Below are 14,105 nucleotides of genomic sequence, written 5' to 3' on the forward strand. Positions count from 1 at the left end.
TGTCGGGGAACCGGCGCTGGCCGCGGGGCGTTCTCGGCGCATGACCAACGCGCCCGATCTCGTCTACTACCCTGATGACCGCCCCGGCATTGCGCGCCGACGCTGCGGGCGCGGCTTCTCCTACATCGCGCCGGACGGCACCCGCATCGAGCGTGGCCCCGAGCGGCGCCGGATCGAGGCGCTTGCGGTGCCACCAGCCTACGAAAAGGTGTGGATCTGCCCGCGCGAGAACGGCCACCTCCAAGCCACTGGCCGCGATGCGCGGGCGCGGAAGCAATACCGCTACCATCCCGACTGGACCGAACATCGCGCACGGCAGAAATTCGAACATCTGGCCGAGTTCGGCCATGCACTGCCCGGGCTGCGGCGGCGCATCCTCGAGGACCTGCGCGGCCGAGACCCGGGCGACCGGGCCTTTGCGCTGGCCGCGGTGCTGGCGCTGCTCGACCGGGCCGGCATCCGCGTCGGCAACGCCGATTATGCCAAGCAGAACCGCAGCTACGGCGCGACCACGCTGCGCGGCACGCATATGACGCTCGAGGGGGGGATGCTGAGGCTGAACTTCACCGGCAAGGGCGGCAACAAGGTTGAAAGCACCTTGCGCGACCGCACGCTTGAGCGCGTGATGACCGGGCTGCACGACCTGCCGGGGCGCGAGCTGATCACGTGGCTCGACGAGGACGGGACACCGCATTCGGTGCGCTCGGAAGAGGTGAATGCCTTTCTCGCCGACCGCACGGGCAACAACGCGCTCACGGCCAAGACCTTCCGCACCTGGAATGGCACGGCGGCGGCGCTGAAATGCGCGCTTGAGGCCGAGCGCGTGACGATCAAGGCGATGTCTGAGGCCGCCTCGGAGCGTCTTCACAACACGCCCGCCATCGCGCGCAAGTCCTACATCCATCCGGACGTGATCGCATTGTCCGAGAGCGAGGCGGACGCGCGGGCGACATTGTCGCGCGAGGCACCGGAGGTCAGCGGGCTTCGCCGGGCGGAAGCGCAACTGCTTCATCTGCTGGAGCGATGAGCCCGCCGCGCCGGAACGCGGCGGGCGGCTTTCCTGGGCAAGGCCTCAGGGCCGGAGGTATGAATACCCCTCTTCCTGCAGCTCGACGAGCCGCGCGGCCCCGGAGGGCACGACCTGCGCCTCTTCGAGCAGGGTCACCGGTGCGCCGGTCTTCTTCTCGATATTGGCGATGGTGTTGCCACAGGCCGAAAAGGTGATCGGCAATTCGAGGGAAAGTGTCTCGATCCGATCCTTCACCGGGGTTTTGCCCTCGATCAGCATGTGCAGCCCGGGCCCGTAAGTGACCATCTCGATCACCACCTCGTCGCCCTGCTCGGCGTAATACTGGGTCAGGTTCTTGGCATTGTTCAGGGCCATGTTCAGTACGTGGGGATCGTTTTGATCCACGTGGAACGCCACATGATGGGTCTTGCCTTCGGCCCACGCTGATAGCGGCGCGACCGCCAGCATGGCGGCAAGCGCAATCGTCTTTCTCATCTCTGTCTCCTCCCAAAGAGACCGCGATGGTAGCGCAAAATTCAGTATTTTCGATGTGTTTTTGCCCGAAAGCCTACTCCGGCCACGGGTGACGAGCAGCCACCATCGGCACCGAGAACGCGCCAATAGCAGGCGCGTCTTGTGCGTTCGTCGGAGACGAGGACGCTTCCTAGGTTTTCGGCGTGCACCACTGTCGCGGTCGTGAAACCTGCGTCGCGGGGGGCCCAAGAAAATTCGGACGAATTTTCCTCAATCCCGGGATCAGTTCCCGGCGATCCGCGCGGCGCCGTCTTCCATCGCGGCGCGTAGCCGACGCTCGAGGGTCTTCTGCTTCGAAGGGGTGTAGAACTTCAGTCCGAACATGTCCTTTACGTAGAACGTGTCGACCACCTGCTCACCATAGGTCGCGATCACTGCCGAGGAGATGTAGACATTGCTCTCCGACAGGGTCCGCGCCAGATCGTAGAGCAGGCCGGGCCGGTCGCGGGTGTCGACCTCGATGATGGTGTAGATCTCCGAGCCCTCGTTGTCGAAGGCGATCGAGGTCGGCACGTTGAAGGCCTTCTCGCGCTTCTTGAGCTTGCCCCGCGACAGGATCGCCTCGCGCGGCTTGACCTCGCCCATCAGCGTCTTGCGGATGGTGGAGCGCAGGCGCGGGATGCGGCTTTCCTCGTAGGGCGAGCCCTCTGAATCCTGGATCCAGAAGGCCGCCGTGGCATAGCCGTCCTTCGATGTGAAGGTGCGCGCATCGACCACGTTCGCGCCCACCAGCGACAGTGCGCCCGCGAGCCGGGCGAAGATGCCCGGGTGATCGGCCAGCGCAAAGCAGACCCGCGTCGCGTCGCGATCCTCGTCGGGATGGATGTCGATGCGGATCTCGGTGTCGCCGATGTCGCGCAGCAGCTCGGCAAAGACCTTGTGGGCTGTGACGTGCAGCCCTTGCCAGTAGGGATCGTAATGCCGCGCGGTCTCGGCCCGCAGATCCTTGGCGTCCCAGTCGGCGAGCTCTTCGCGCAGGGCCTTCTTGGCCTCGGCGCCGCGGTTCTCGCGGTTGAGCGCCTCCATGCCATCCTCGAGCGCGCGGCGGGTCTGCCGGTAGAGCGCCCGCAGGAGAGCCGCCTTCCAGTTGTTCCACACGCCCGGGCCGACGCCGCGGATGTCGCAGACCGTCAGCACGGTCAGCAGGTCGAGCCGCTCCTTGGTCTGCACCGCCTTGGCAAAATCACGCACGGTGCGCGGATCGGCGATGTCGCGCTTCTGCGCCATGTCCGACATCAGCAGGTGATAACGCACCAGCCACTCGACGGTGGCGCACTCCGCCTTGGTCAGGCCCAGCCGCGGCGCCACCTTGCGGGCGATGCGCGCCCCGACCACCGAGTGATCCTCGTCGCGTCCCTTGCCGATGTCATGCAGCAGCAGCGCAACGTAAAGCACCTTGCGGTTTACGCCCTCCTGCAGGATCGTCGAGGCGACGGGCAGCTCCTCGACAAGGTCGCCATGCTCGATCTCGCTGAGATTGGCGATGCACTGGATGGTGTGCTCGTCGACCGTGTAGGCATGATACATGTTGAACTGCATCATCGCCACGATGGGCTCGAACTCGGGGATGAAGGCGCCGATGACGCCAAGCTCGTTCATCCGGCGCAGCGATCGCTCGGGATTGCCGTGCTTGAGCAGCAGGTCGAGGAACAGCCGCCGCGCCTCCTTGTCGCCGCGCAGCTCGTCGTCGATCAGGTGCAGGTTGGCCTTGATCAGCCGCATGCCGTGCGGGTGGAGCAGAAGGCCGGTGCGCAGCCCTTCCTCGAAATAGCGCAGCAGGTTCAGCTTGTCGGCGAGGAAGGCCTCGTCATCGGCGATGGCGAGGCGGTTGTTGACCACCTCGTAGCCGTCCTTGACCTGCGGGCCACGCTTGAACAGGCGCAGCAGCAGCGGCGCGTCCTTCTGATGCTCGGACTCGAGCGCGGTCAGGAAGATCCGCGTCAGATCGCCCACCGCGGTGGCGTGGCGGAAATAGTCCTGCATGAACAGCTCGACACCGCGTCGTCCGGCACGGTCGGCATAGCCCATGCGCTCCGCCACTTCGACCTGCATGTCGAAGGTCAGCTGCTCGACCGCGCGCCCGGCAGCGAGATGCAGGTGGCAGCGCACTGCCCAGAGGAACTCCTCGGCGCGCATGAAGAGATTGTATTCCTCGCGCCGGAAGACGCCGATGCGCACCAGCTCCTCGGCGTCGTCGGTGTGATGGATGTACTTGGTGATCCAGTAGAGCGACTGCAGGTCGCGCAGCCCGCCCTTGCCTTCCTTGACGTTGGGCTCGACCACGTAGCGCAGGCCCTGCTTGCGATGACGATTGCCGCGCTCCTCGAGCTTGGCGGCCACGAAGGCGCGCTCGGAGCCCTTGAAGAGGTCTTCCCAGAGCCGGGTCTCGAGCTCGCGGGCCAGCGGTTCGTGGCCGATGATGAACCGGGTCTCGAGCATCGCGGTGCGGATGGTGAAATCCTCGCCGCCGAGGCGCAGGCAGTCCTTCACCGTGCGCGAGGCGTGGCCCACCTTCAGCTTCAGGTCCCACAGCACGTAGAGCATCGACTCGATGACGCTTTCGGCCCAGGGCGTGATCTTCCACGGTGTCAGGAACAGAAGGTCGACATCGGAATCCGGCGCCATCTCGCTGCGGCCGTAGCCGCCCACCGCCATCACCGTCAGGCGTTCGCCCTCGGTGGGGGTGTTGAGCGGGTGCAGCCGCACGGTCGCCAGCTCGAAGACCAGCCGGACGATGCCATCGGTCAGCCAGGCATAGGCTTCGGTGGTGGGGAAGGCGGCGCGTGGCTTGGCGGCGAAGGCATCGGCGATGACGGCGCGGCCATGATCGCGGGCCTCGGACAGGAGCTTCACCACGATGGCGCGCACCTGTGCTTCGGTTTCGGCCTCGGCGACCTGAGTGAAGAGCTCGGCGCGAAGGGCGGGAAGGTCGAAGATCTCCGATGCCGGTGCGATCAGGTCGTCCGGCATCGGGGCTTGCATGAGGTCTTCAGAAACCTGCGCCGGAGAAGCTGGAGGGGGCAGGGTCAAGGATCACCATCTGGTTGTTGCGCACTGTCGCGACGGCCAGACCACGTTCGTTGGTGCCATCGCTTTTCAGGCGGAATACACCGCCCGTGCCTTGGAAACCAGCGGATTGCGTCAGGGCGCGCCCGGTGAGGGCGTCACCGCGGCCCTGTTTCACCAGCGCGCCGATGGCGGCGATGCCGTCGAAGGCCAGACCGGCGAGGGGGTGCGGGTTCTCGCCATAGGCGGCGCTGTAGCGCGAGGTGAAGTTGCGCTGCATCGACTGGTTCGGCAGGGCGAACCAAGCGCCGTTGGCGCCCGGATAGGCGAAGAGCTCGGGCTTCACGTCCCAGCGGGTCAGGCCGACATACTGGAATTCCGCCGGATCGAGTCCGTTCTCGGGCATCACCTGCAGCAGCAGGGGCATGGCGGCGTTGGTGGCGTCGGTGGTGATGAAGACCGAATCCGCGCCCGAGTTGCGGGCGACGTCACCCATCGACTGCGCGGTGCCGGTCACGCCCTCGACGCTGAGCGGGTAGGGCTGCACCGTCGCGACGCGCACGCCGTTCTGCGAGGCGGCCTGCTGGATGGCGTTGCGGCCGAACTGGCCGGGCACATCCTCGGAATGCAGGATCGCGATGCTCGACAGGCCATTGCCGCGTCCGTACTGCATCAGCCGGTCGGCGGTGTTCTCGAAGGTCGGTCCGAGCACGAAGAGGTTGCCGCCGGCGATCGACGGGTTGTTCGAGAAGGCCAGCACGTTGACGCCCTCGTCGGCGACCACCTTGCTGGCCTCGACGGCGACCTCGCCGCGCAGCGGGCCGAGGATGATCTTGGCCCCTTCGTCGACCGCGCGCTGTGCCTGCGCCGCGGCGGTGGCGCCGGAGCCGGCGGTGTCATAGACCGCGAGGTCGATATTGACCCCGTCGAGATCGGCAATGGCGAGGCGCGCGGCGTTCTCGAGATCGCGGGCGATGCTGGCGGCGCCGGAATCGCTCTGCGGCACCAGCAGCGCCACGCGCACGCTCTCGTTGGGGTTGATTCGCGGGCCGCCGCTGTTTGACGCACCGAGATCGGTCATCGTGGAGACGTCGCAGGCGGTGACGAGGCCTGCGCCCGCCACGACGGCAGCGGTGCAGAGCGCCTTGCGGGCGCGGGACAAAACGGCGAACATGGTGGTGAACTCCCTCGATCATGGGCGCGGGTTGAAGCCCGCGTGGGTTTACGGGGGATCATAGTCCAGCAAGGGGATGGGTCCAGAGATGAATCCGGAAAGGCGCGGATTGGCGCCGGGACTGTACATGGTGGCGGTCCCGATCGGCAACGCGCGCGACATCACGTTGCGCGCGCTCGACACTCTGCGCGAGGCCGACGTGCTGGCAGCCGAGGACACCCGCAGTCTGCGTCGGCTGCTCGAGATTCACGGCGTGCCGCTGGGGGATCGCACGGTGCTCGCCTACCACGATCACAACGGTGGCAAGATGCGACCGAAGCTGCTCGGGGCGCTGACCGAGGGCCGCTCGGTGGCCTATGCCTCCGAGGCCGGCACGCCGATGATTTCTGATCCGGGCTTCGATCTGGTGCGCGCGGCCCGCGAGGAGGGGCTGCCGGTGACCACGGCGCCCGGCGCCTCGGCGGTGATCGCTGCGCTGACCATCGCGGGTCTTCCGACCGACCGTTTCCTGTTCGGCGGCTTTCTTCCCAACGCCTCCGGCGCGCGTCGCAAGGCGCTTGAGGAGCTGCGCGCCGTGCCCGCGACGCTGGCCTTCTACGAGTCGCCCAAGCGGCTGGGGGCGATGCTGGCGGACGCGACCGCGGCGCTCGGACCGGACCGCCCCGCCGCGGTCTGCCGCGAACTCACCAAACGGTTCGAGGAATGCCGCGAGGGCAGCCTTGCCGAACTTGCCGAGAGCTATGCCGAGACGACGCCCAAGGGCGAGATCGTGGTGCTGATCGGCAAGGGGAATTCAGAGGATATTAGCGAATCTGATCTAGACCACTCGCTGTCCGAGGCGCTGCTGACGATGTCTGTGCGCGATGCCGCCGATGCGGTCTCGGGCATGTACGGCGTGAAACGGCGCCCGGTCTACCAGCGTGCCATGGCGCTCGCGAAGGAAAGGGCCGAAGGCGGGGATTGATCCCCGGGAAGGGGGCGTCCATGTCGGTGATGGGCCAACAGCTCAGTTTCGATTTCCACACTCCCGTGCCTGCGCTGCCAGAGCCACACGCGCAGCAAATCCATGGGCAGGGCCGTCGCAGGCGCGTTGAACGCGGTGCGCTGGGCCATCGTGCTGGACTGTCGGCCGAAGCGCAGGTGGCGCAGGACTACCAGCGCCGCGGCTACCGGGTGGCAGGACAGCGCTGGCGAGGCCGCTCTGGCGAGATTGACCTGATCCTGCACGATGGCGACGGGCTGATCTTTGTCGAGGTCAAGAAAAGCCGCAGCTTCGATCATGCGATGCAACACCTGTCCTCCCGCCAGATTGCGCGCCTGCTGCGCGCCGGCGAAGAATTCGCCGGGACCCAGCCGCGCGGCTCGCTCACCGAGATGCGCTTCGACGTGGCGCTGATGAACGAGCAGGGCATGATCCGCATCGTCGAGAACGCCCTCGGCCCCTGAGGGGGCATTGCCAGTCCCCGGTCTCTGGGCCATGTATGGCGAAAGCCAGAGCGGGAGAGCCCATGAAGATCGCCTTTCAGATGGACCCGATCGGTCCGATCGACATCAACGCAGACAGCACGTTTCGACTGGCCGAGGAAGCTCAGGCGCGCGGGCACGAACTGTATTACTATCTGCCGGATCACCTCTCCTTCCAAGAGGGGCGGATCATGGCGCGGGCGCGTACGCTCAAGGTCAAGCGCGTGCAGGGCGACCATGCCGAGCTCGGGCCGCTGCAGCTGATCGACCTTTCCGAGGTCGATGTGGTCTGGCTGCGGCAAGACCCGCCCTTCGACATGCATTACATCACCACCACGCACCTGCTCGAGCGGCTGGTGCCCGACACGCTGGTGGTCAACGATCCGTTCTGGGTGCGCAATTCGCCGGAAAAGCTGCTGGTGCTCAATTTCCCCGAGTTGACGCCGCCCACCACCGTCGCCCGGGACCTCGAGACCATCCGCGAGTTCAAGGCCAAGCACGGCGACATCATCCTCAAGCCGCTCTACGGCAACGGCGGCGCGGGCGTGTTCCGTCTCGATGAGAACGATCGCAATCTGAGCTCGCTCTACGAGCTCTTCACCGGATTCTCGCGCGAGCCGCTGATCGTGCAGAAATACCTGCCGGCGGTGACCAAGGGCGACAAGCGGGTGATCCTCGTCGACGGCGAGCCGGTGGGCGCGATCAACCGCGTGCCCGCGGCCAACGAGGTGCGCTCGAACATGCATGTGGGCGGCCGCCCCGAGAAGGTCGAGCTGACCGAGCGGGACCGCGAGATCTGCGCCAAGATTGGCCCGGTCCTGCGTGAGAAGGGGCAGGTTTTCGTCGGCATCGACGTGATCGGCGACTGGCTGACCGAGATCAACGTGACCTCGCCCACGGGCATCCAAGAGCTCGAGCGGTTCGACGGCGTCAACGTCGCCGGGAAGATCTGGCAGGCGATCGAAGCCAAGCGCGGATGAGCCGGCGGCTCGCCGCGCTCAACCTGTTTCTGCGCCTCGCGGTCAAACCGCGGCTGGCGCGGACAGCGGGTCCGGGCGCGGCGGAGCGCGAGTTTCGCCGTCTCGGGGCGCAGGTGCTGCGCCAGCCGCCCTACCTGCGCCGGATCGAGCGCCCGGGCGGGCTGCACTGGATCAGCGCCGGCCCCTGCCTGCCTGGCAAGCTGATCCTCTACTTCCATGGCGGCGGCTACATCTCGGGCAGCCCCGCCACCCATCAGGGGTTGATCGCGCGGCTGTCGAAACTGGCGCGGATCGAGATCTGCGCGCCCGACTACCCTCTTGCACAGCACGCCCCGGTTCCAGCCGCCTTCGAGGCGGCCCTCGCGGCGTGGCGGCGCTGTCTCGCGCTGGGCTACCCGCCGGAACGCATCCTTCTGGCTGGCGATTCCGCCGGGGGCGGGCTGGCGCTGGCGCTGCTGGCGCGGCTCTGCGCCGAGGGCACGCCGCCGGCCGGGGTCGTTGCCTTCTCGCCCTGGACCGATCTCGCCATGACCGGCCCGAGCCTGCGCGACAATGCGGCCGCTGACCCCTTCCTGCCGGTCGCCCGCATCGAGGAGCTCTGTGAGATCGTGCTGGCCGGGACCGATCCGAAGGATCCGCGCATTTCGCCGCTCTACGGCAGCTTTCCCGGCTGCCCACCGGTGCTGATCTGTCACTCCGCGACCGAGATCCTCGCCGATGACGCCCGCAGCATGGCGGCCCGCCTGCGCGAACAGGGTGGCGCGGTCACGCTGCACGAAGCCCCCGACGCGCCCCATGCGTGGCCGGTCTTCGACGGCTGGATCCCCGAGGCGCGCGCCACGCTGCGGCTCGCGGCCTGCTTCGCTCAGTCCTGCCTCGCGGCAACGAGCCGATAGCTCAGGGCCTCGGCCACGTGTGGCCGGCGCAGTGTGTCGTCGCCGGCGAGATCGGCGATGGTGCGCGCCACGCGCAGGATGCGATGATAGCCCCGCGCCGAGAGGCCGAAGCGGTCGGAGGCGCGCAGCAGCAGCGTGCGGCTCTCTTCATCCGGCGCGGCGATCTCTTCGAGGAGTTGTCCCTCGGCATCGGCATTGGTGCGCAGCCCGGGGTGGTCGGCAAAGCGCGCGGCCTGTCGCGCACGCGCCGCTTCGACCCGCGCGGCCACGATGGCCGAACTGTCGCCCGAGGCAGGCAAGTCGAGATCGGTGAAGGCGACGGGCGGCACCTCGATGCGCAGATCGAAGCGATCCATCAGCGGCCCCGAGATGCGCCCGAGATAATCCTCGCCGCAGGCCGGCGCGCGCGAGCAGGCGCGGGCCGGATCGGTGAGGTGGCCGCAGCGGCAGGGGTTGGCGGCGGCGACCAGCAGGAAGCGGCAGGGGTAGCTCACATGGGCGTTGGCCCGCGACACCATGACCTCGCCGCTCTCGATCGGCTGGCGCAGGGTCTCGAGCACGGTGCGGGGGAATTCGGGGAATTCGTCCATGAAGAGCACGCCGTTATGAGCGAGGCTGACCTCGCCGGGGCTGGCCCGCCGCCCGCCGCCGATGATCGCCGCCATCGAGGCGGTGTGATGCGGCGCGCGATAGGGTCGCGCCCGCGAGATGCCGCCTTCGTCGAGCAGCCCGGCAAGCGAATGAATCATAGAGGTCTCGAGCGCCTCTGGGGCGGTGAGCGGCGGCAGGATGCCTGCCATGCGCGAGGCCAGCATCGATTTGCCTGAGCCCGGCGTGCCGACGAGGATCAGGTGGTGCCGACCGGCGGCGGCGATCTCGAGCGCGCGCTTGGCGCGCTCCTGTCCCTTGACGTCGCGCAGGTCGCGATGACTGGTCGGGGCAGGCCGCTCGCCGGGGTCCGCCGGGGCGATGGGGGCGGCGCCACTGTAATGGCGCACCACCTCTGTCAGGCTGCCCGCGGCGAGCACCCGGCAGGCCCCGACCCAGGCGGCCTCCGAGCCCGAGGCGAGCGGGCAAAGCAGGGAGCGCTCTTCCTCGGCGGCGGTCATCGCGGCGGGCAGTGCGCCCGGCACCGCCACCAGCGTGCCGTCGAGCGCCAGTTCCCCGAGCGCCATGGTCCGCGCGACCTCGTCCCGGGGCAGAATTTCCAGCGCGGCAAGCAGGGCGAGCGCAATGGGAAGATCGAAATGCGAGCCCTCCTTGGGCAGGTCGGCGGGCGAGAGGTTCACGGTGATCCGCTTTGAGGGGAGGGCAATCGCCATGGCGGTGAGCGCGGCGCGCACCCGCTCACGCGCCTCCGAGACGGCCTTGTCCGGCAGCCCCACGATGGCAAAGGCCGGCACGCCGGCGCTCACCGCGCATTGCACCTCTACCGGGCGGGCCTCGACGCCCTCGAAAGCCACCGTGTAGGCATGGGCGGTCACGCGCGGTCCTTCCTCTGAGATCGGGAGAAGATGGGGCAAAGTTGGTTAGCAAGAGGTTAACGCAGCCACTGGTGTTGAAAGGCTCTTGGCATTTCGCCGCTCGAGGCGCGGCCTTTCGGTGGGCTCATACGAGGCGATCCCGCGCGGGGCTCGCAAAAACGTGATGGTCGGTTCTCTCTAGGGTTGTAAGCCCGATGCCTTGAGGCAGGCAAGGTTCTGACCAACACGCTTCGGCCTTCGCGCCGGGCGACTGACGTGTGGGGTAAAGATATTATTTTTCAATTACTTGGATTGTCTGGGCAGAGCGCCCGGAAGGACTAAATCCTGTTATAAGCGTCAAGGTCGCATCAGCGGCCGGGGCGCACCACGGCAGCTCGTGAACCGTCGCATGGCCCCCCATGTTGCGCGTCGGTTCCCGTGCCGGGCAAAAAATCCTGTCTGTCTCAGCAACCATTTGCCGATTTGTCGCGTTCTTAAGGAACAAGCGTGTGCGAGACGGCGGGGCAGCCCGTCCAAGAAACCGATGGGGAACCCGAATGGCAGTCGAGTCTTTCAACGATCAGACCCTCTCCCGCAAGGCGATGAAGGCCGAGCTTCTGGACGCCGAAACCGAGTTGCAGCTTGCTTATGCCTGGCGCGACCATCGCGACGAGGCGGCATTGCATCGGCTGATCAACGCCTACATGCGGCTCGCGATCTCGATGGCGGCGAAGTTCAAGCGATACGGCGCGCCGATGGGCGACCTGATCCAGGAGGCCGGTCTTGGCCTGATGAAGGCCGCCGACAAGTTCGATCCCGATCGGGGCGTGCGCTTCTCGACCTACGCGGTCTGGTGGATCAAGGCCAGCATCCAGGACTATGTGATGCGAAACTGGTCCATGGTGCGCACCGGCTCGACCTCCTCTCAGAAATCGCTGTTCTTCAACATGCGCCGGGTCCAGGCGCGGCTCGAGCGCGAGGCGGCGGCCGAGGGTCGCGCGCTGGAGCGGCACTCGCTGCACGCTGCCATCGCCAAGGAAGTGGGCGTGCCGCTGCACGATGTCGAGATGATGGACGGGCGCCTCTCGGGCTCGGACTTTTCGCTCAATGCGACGCAGTCGACCGACGAGGATGGCCGCGAATGGATCGACACGCTTGAGGATGACGGCGAGCAGAGCGCATCTCTGGTCGAGGGCAAGCTCGACAACGATCAGCTGCGCGAGTGGCTGGTGGTGGCGTTGACCGGGCTGAATGACCGGGAACGCTTCATCGTGCGCGAGCGCAAGCTGCGCGACGAGACCCGCACGCTCGAGAGCCTTGGGCAGGAGCTTGGCCTGTCGAAAGAGCGGGTCCGGCAACTTGAGGCCGCCGCCTTCGTGAAAATGCGGAAGTCGCTTGAAGCCCAGTCGCGTGAGGTGGCACAGTTCCTCGCATGATGCGATCTGTCCAGCTCTGCGCCCCGCTTCTCTCCCTGACCCTGGTTGCCTCCGCGGCTCTGTCGCAGGAGAGCGAGGCTGACGCTCAGAGGCTGGAGGAAGCGCAGGTGGTGTTTCTGGGCGAGGTGCATGACAACCCCGCTCATCATGCCCGCCAGGCAGAGCTCGTGGCCGAGATCCGGCCGGTGGCCGTGGTGTTCGAGATGCTGACCAACGAACAGGCGGCGTCGATTCAACCGGAATACCTGGCAGATGAAGCCGCGCTGGCCGATCGGCTCGCGTGGGACGAGTCCGGTTGGCCGGACTTCTCGATGTATTACCCGATTTTCCAGGCGGCCGGCGAGGCCGCCATTTTTGGTGCCGCGATGCCCCGCGAGGAAGCCCGTCGTGCCCGCAACGAGCCGCTCGACCGCGTCTTCGGCCCGAGTGCCGGGTTCTACGGGCTTGATGAAGGCTTGCCGCCGGAGCAGCAGGCCGAGCGCGAGGCGATGCAGATGGCCGCTCATTGTGATGCGCTGCCGGCCGACATGCTGCCGGTGATGGTCGGCATCCAGCGCCTGCGCGACGCCCGGCTCGCCGAGACCGCGCTCGAGGCACTGTCGATGCATGGCGCGCCGGTGGTCGTCATCACCGGGAACGGCCATGCCCGCACCGACTGGGGCGCGCCTGCGCTCATTGCCATGGCTGCCCCCGAAGTGGCTGTAGCTGCGCTCGGGCAGGGCGAGGCCGGGCGCGATGCGCCAGATGGCCGTTTCGATCTGCTGGAGGAAACCGAGGCGGTCGAGCGCGACGACCCCTGCGCGGCCTTCGAGAGCCCCGAGCCTCCGGCCAATTGAGTTTTCCCCGCCCGCGCCTTAACAGGAGAGGTAACGGGCAAGGGAGTGGCGCGGGATGCTGTCGGGCAAGCGAATTCTTCTCATCATCAGCGGCGGCATTGCGGCCTACAAGGCGCTCGAGCTGATCCGCCGCCTGCGCGAGCGCGGTGCCGCGGTCACGCCGGTGCTGACGCCGTCGGCGCGCGAGTTCGTCACCCCGCTTTCGGTAAGCGCGCTGGCCGGCGAGAAGGTCTATACCGATCTCTTCGATTTGACCGACGAGGCCGAGATGGGCCATATCCAGCTCTCGCGCGTGGCCGATCTGGTGCTGGTCGCACCTGCCACAGCGGACCTGATGGCCAAGATGGCACACGGCTTTGCGGGCGATCTCGCGTCGACGCTGCTCTTGGCCACCGACACGCCGGTGATGATCGCCCCCGCCATGAACGTGCGGATGTGGGAGCACCCGGCCACGCAGCGCAATCTCGCGACCCTGAGGGGCGACGGCGTCACCGTGGTCGGCCCCGACGCGGGCGACATGGCCTGCGGCGAATACGGGCCGGGGCGTCTGGTCGAGGTGCCGCAGATCGTGGCGGCGGTGGAGCGGGCGCTGGCGGACGGCCCGTTGAAGGGCCAGCGGGTGCTGGTCACCTCCGGCCCCACCCATGAGCCCATCGACCCGGTGCGCTATATCGCCAACCGCTCCTCGGGCGCGCAGGGCACGGCGATCGCCGAGGCGCTGCGCGATCTCGGCGCCGAGGTGGTCTTCGTCACCGGCCCGGCCGAGAAAGCCCGGCCCACCGGGGTCGAGGTCATCGAGGTCGAAAGCGCGCTCGAGATGCGCGCCGCGGTGCTGGGCGCGCTGCCGGTCGCGGCGGCCGTGTTCGCCGCCGCGGTGGCGGATTGGCGCGTGGCGCAGGCATCTAACTCGAAGATCAAGAAACAGGCGGGCCGGCTGCCGGTGCTCGAGTTCTCCGAGAACCCCGACATCCTTGCCGAGGTCTCGGGACTGGGCGAGGAACGGCCCGGCCTTGTTGTGGGCTTTGCCGCCGAGACCGACGACGTGGTGGCCCATGCCACCGCCAAGCGTCAGCGCAAGGGCTGCGACTGGATCGTCGCCAATGACGTCAGCCCGGCGACGGGCATCATGGGCGGCAGCGAGAACGCCGTGGTGCTGATCTCGGACGCGGGCGCCGAGGCGTGGCCGCGCATGGGCAAGCGCGCGGTGGCCGAGCGGCTGGCGGCGCGGATTGCCGAGGCGCTGGGCGCCTGACCCTGTCCCCGCGGGGGCGGACCCGATCCTGAACACGTCCCCGCGGGGACAGAAC

General features: G+C 67.5%; 12 protein-coding genes. 8 read left to right on the forward strand and 4 right to left on the reverse strand.

The features are described from left to right. The first annotated feature begins 40 nt into the window (after positions 1 to 40). On the forward strand, positions 41 to 1,027 hold the full coding sequence (locus tag JF542_RS00305) for a DNA topoisomerase IB (RefSeq protein WP_207074328.1): 987 nt from the start codon (positions 41 to 43) through the stop codon (positions 1,025 to 1,027). A gap of 45 nt (positions 1,028 to 1,072) precedes the next feature. On the opposite strand, the gene JF542_RS00310 is transcribed toward JF542_RS00305, so the two are convergent. The 3 genes from JF542_RS00310 to JF542_RS00320 form a co-directional block, all read right to left on the reverse strand. Further along, positions 1,073 to 1,504 (reverse strand): DsrE family protein, encoded by a 432-nt coding sequence (locus JF542_RS00310; protein ID WP_207074329.1) that lies wholly within the window; start codon positions 1,502 to 1,504, stop codon positions 1,073 to 1,075. A gap of 261 nt (positions 1,505 to 1,765) precedes the next feature. Further along, positions 1,766 to 4,525 (reverse strand): [protein-PII] uridylyltransferase, encoded by a 2,760-nt coding sequence (locus tag JF542_RS00315; RefSeq protein WP_242533533.1) that lies wholly within the window; start codon positions 4,523 to 4,525, stop codon positions 1,766 to 1,768. A gap of 7 nt (positions 4,526 to 4,532) precedes the next feature. Then, the gene (locus JF542_RS00320; RefSeq protein WP_207074330.1) at positions 4,533 to 5,723 is read right to left on the reverse strand and encodes a penicillin-binding protein activator; all 1,191 of its coding nucleotides are present in this window, start codon (positions 5,721 to 5,723) and stop codon (positions 4,533 to 4,535) included. Positions 5,724 to 5,811: 88 nt separating this feature from the next. On the opposite strand from JF542_RS00320, the gene rsmI reads away from it, so the two are divergent. The 4 genes from rsmI to JF542_RS00340 all read left to right on the forward strand — a co-directional run bounded on the left by rsmI (position 5,812) and on the right by JF542_RS00340 (position 9,063). After that, positions 5,812 to 6,687 carry a 16S rRNA (cytidine(1402)-2'-O)-methyltransferase gene (gene rsmI, locus JF542_RS00325; protein WP_207074331.1) on the forward strand — a complete coding sequence of 292 codons (876 nt, stop codon included), beginning with the start codon at positions 5,812 to 5,814 and terminating at the stop codon, positions 6,685 to 6,687. Positions 6,688 to 6,707: 20 nt separating this feature from the next. Continuing rightward, positions 6,708 to 7,169, forward strand: coding sequence for a YraN family protein (locus JF542_RS00330; protein ID WP_207074332.1), 462 nt, complete (start codon positions 6,708 to 6,710; stop codon positions 7,167 to 7,169). Positions 7,170 to 7,231: 62 nt separating this feature from the next. Beyond that, complete coding sequence (gene gshB / locus JF542_RS00335; RefSeq protein WP_207074333.1) at positions 7,232 to 8,167, forward strand: glutathione synthase; 936 nt, start codon at positions 7,232 to 7,234, stop codon at positions 8,165 to 8,167. Next, positions 8,164 to 9,063, forward strand: a complete 900-nt coding sequence (locus tag JF542_RS00340) for an alpha/beta hydrolase fold domain-containing protein (protein WP_207074334.1) — start codon at positions 8,164 to 8,166, stop codon at positions 9,061 to 9,063. The genes gshB and JF542_RS00340 overlap by 4 nt, the downstream gene beginning before the upstream one ends. Here the strand turns inward: JF542_RS00340 and JF542_RS00345 are convergent. Continuing rightward, positions 9,033 to 10,547 carry a YifB family Mg chelatase-like AAA ATPase gene (locus tag JF542_RS00345; RefSeq protein ID WP_207074335.1) on the reverse strand — a complete coding sequence of 505 codons (1,515 nt, stop codon included), beginning with the start codon at positions 10,545 to 10,547 and terminating at the stop codon, positions 9,033 to 9,035. The two genes, JF542_RS00340 and JF542_RS00345, sit on opposite strands and share 31 nt — an antisense overlap. A 536-nt stretch (positions 10,548 to 11,083) precedes the next feature. Here JF542_RS00345 and JF542_RS00350 point away from each other — a divergent pair. The 3 genes from JF542_RS00350 to coaBC are packed head-to-tail and all read left to right on the forward strand — an operon-like array spanning position 11,084 to position 14,050. Continuing rightward, the gene (locus tag JF542_RS00350; RefSeq protein ID WP_007792951.1) at positions 11,084 to 11,962 is read left to right on the forward strand and encodes an RNA polymerase factor sigma-32; all 879 of its coding nucleotides are present in this window, start codon (positions 11,084 to 11,086) and stop codon (positions 11,960 to 11,962) included. Then, positions 11,959 to 12,798 (forward strand): ChaN family lipoprotein, encoded by an 840-nt coding sequence (locus JF542_RS00355; protein ID WP_207074336.1) that lies wholly within the window; start codon positions 11,959 to 11,961, stop codon positions 12,796 to 12,798. The genes JF542_RS00350 and JF542_RS00355 overlap by 4 nt, the downstream gene beginning before the upstream one ends. Before the next feature lie 55 nt (positions 12,799 to 12,853). Further along, positions 12,854 to 14,050: a bifunctional phosphopantothenoylcysteine decarboxylase/phosphopantothenate--cysteine ligase CoaBC gene (coaBC, locus tag JF542_RS00360; protein WP_207074337.1), complete on the forward strand. Its 1,197-nt coding sequence runs from the start codon at positions 12,854 to 12,856 to the stop codon at positions 14,048 to 14,050. Positions 14,051 to 14,105 lie beyond the last annotated feature (55 nt).

This window comes from Salipiger bermudensis (assembly GCF_017309175.1).
Taxonomy (GTDB): domain Bacteria; phylum Pseudomonadota; class Alphaproteobacteria; order Rhodobacterales; family Rhodobacteraceae; genus Salipiger; species Salipiger bermudensis.

Bases quoted from the DNA above. Each gene is read 5' to 3' on its own strand.
- JF542_RS00340 (WP_207074334.1), top strand. From the start codon at position 8,164: ATGAGCCGGCGGCTCGCCGCGCTCAACCTGTTTCTGCGCCTCGCGGTC.
- JF542_RS00320 (WP_207074330.1), bottom strand. From the start codon at position 5,723: ATGTTCGCCGTTTTGTCCCGCGCCCGCAAGGCGCTCTGCACCGCTGCC.
- JF542_RS00355 (WP_207074336.1), top strand. From the start codon at position 11,959: ATGATGCGATCTGTCCAGCTCTGCGCCCCGCTTCTCTCCCTGACCCTG.
- coaBC (WP_207074337.1), top strand. From the start codon at position 12,854: ATGCTGTCGGGCAAGCGAATTCTTCTCATCATCAGCGGCGGCATTGCG.
- JF542_RS00315 (WP_242533533.1), bottom strand. From the start codon at position 4,525: ATGCAAGCCCCGATGCCGGACGACCTGATCGCACCGGCATCGGAGATC.
- JF542_RS00350 (WP_007792951.1), top strand. From the start codon at position 11,084: ATGGCAGTCGAGTCTTTCAACGATCAGACCCTCTCCCGCAAGGCGATG.
- JF542_RS00330 (WP_207074332.1), top strand. From the start codon at position 6,708: ATGTCGGTGATGGGCCAACAGCTCAGTTTCGATTTCCACACTCCCGTG.
- gshB (WP_207074333.1), top strand. From the start codon at position 7,232: ATGAAGATCGCCTTTCAGATGGACCCGATCGGTCCGATCGACATCAAC.
- JF542_RS00305 (WP_207074328.1), top strand. From the start codon at position 41: ATGACCAACGCGCCCGATCTCGTCTACTACCCTGATGACCGCCCCGGC.
- JF542_RS00310 (WP_207074329.1), bottom strand. From the start codon at position 1,504: ATGAGAAAGACGATTGCGCTTGCCGCCATGCTGGCGGTCGCGCCGCTA.
- rsmI (WP_207074331.1), top strand. From the start codon at position 5,812: ATGAATCCGGAAAGGCGCGGATTGGCGCCGGGACTGTACATGGTGGCG.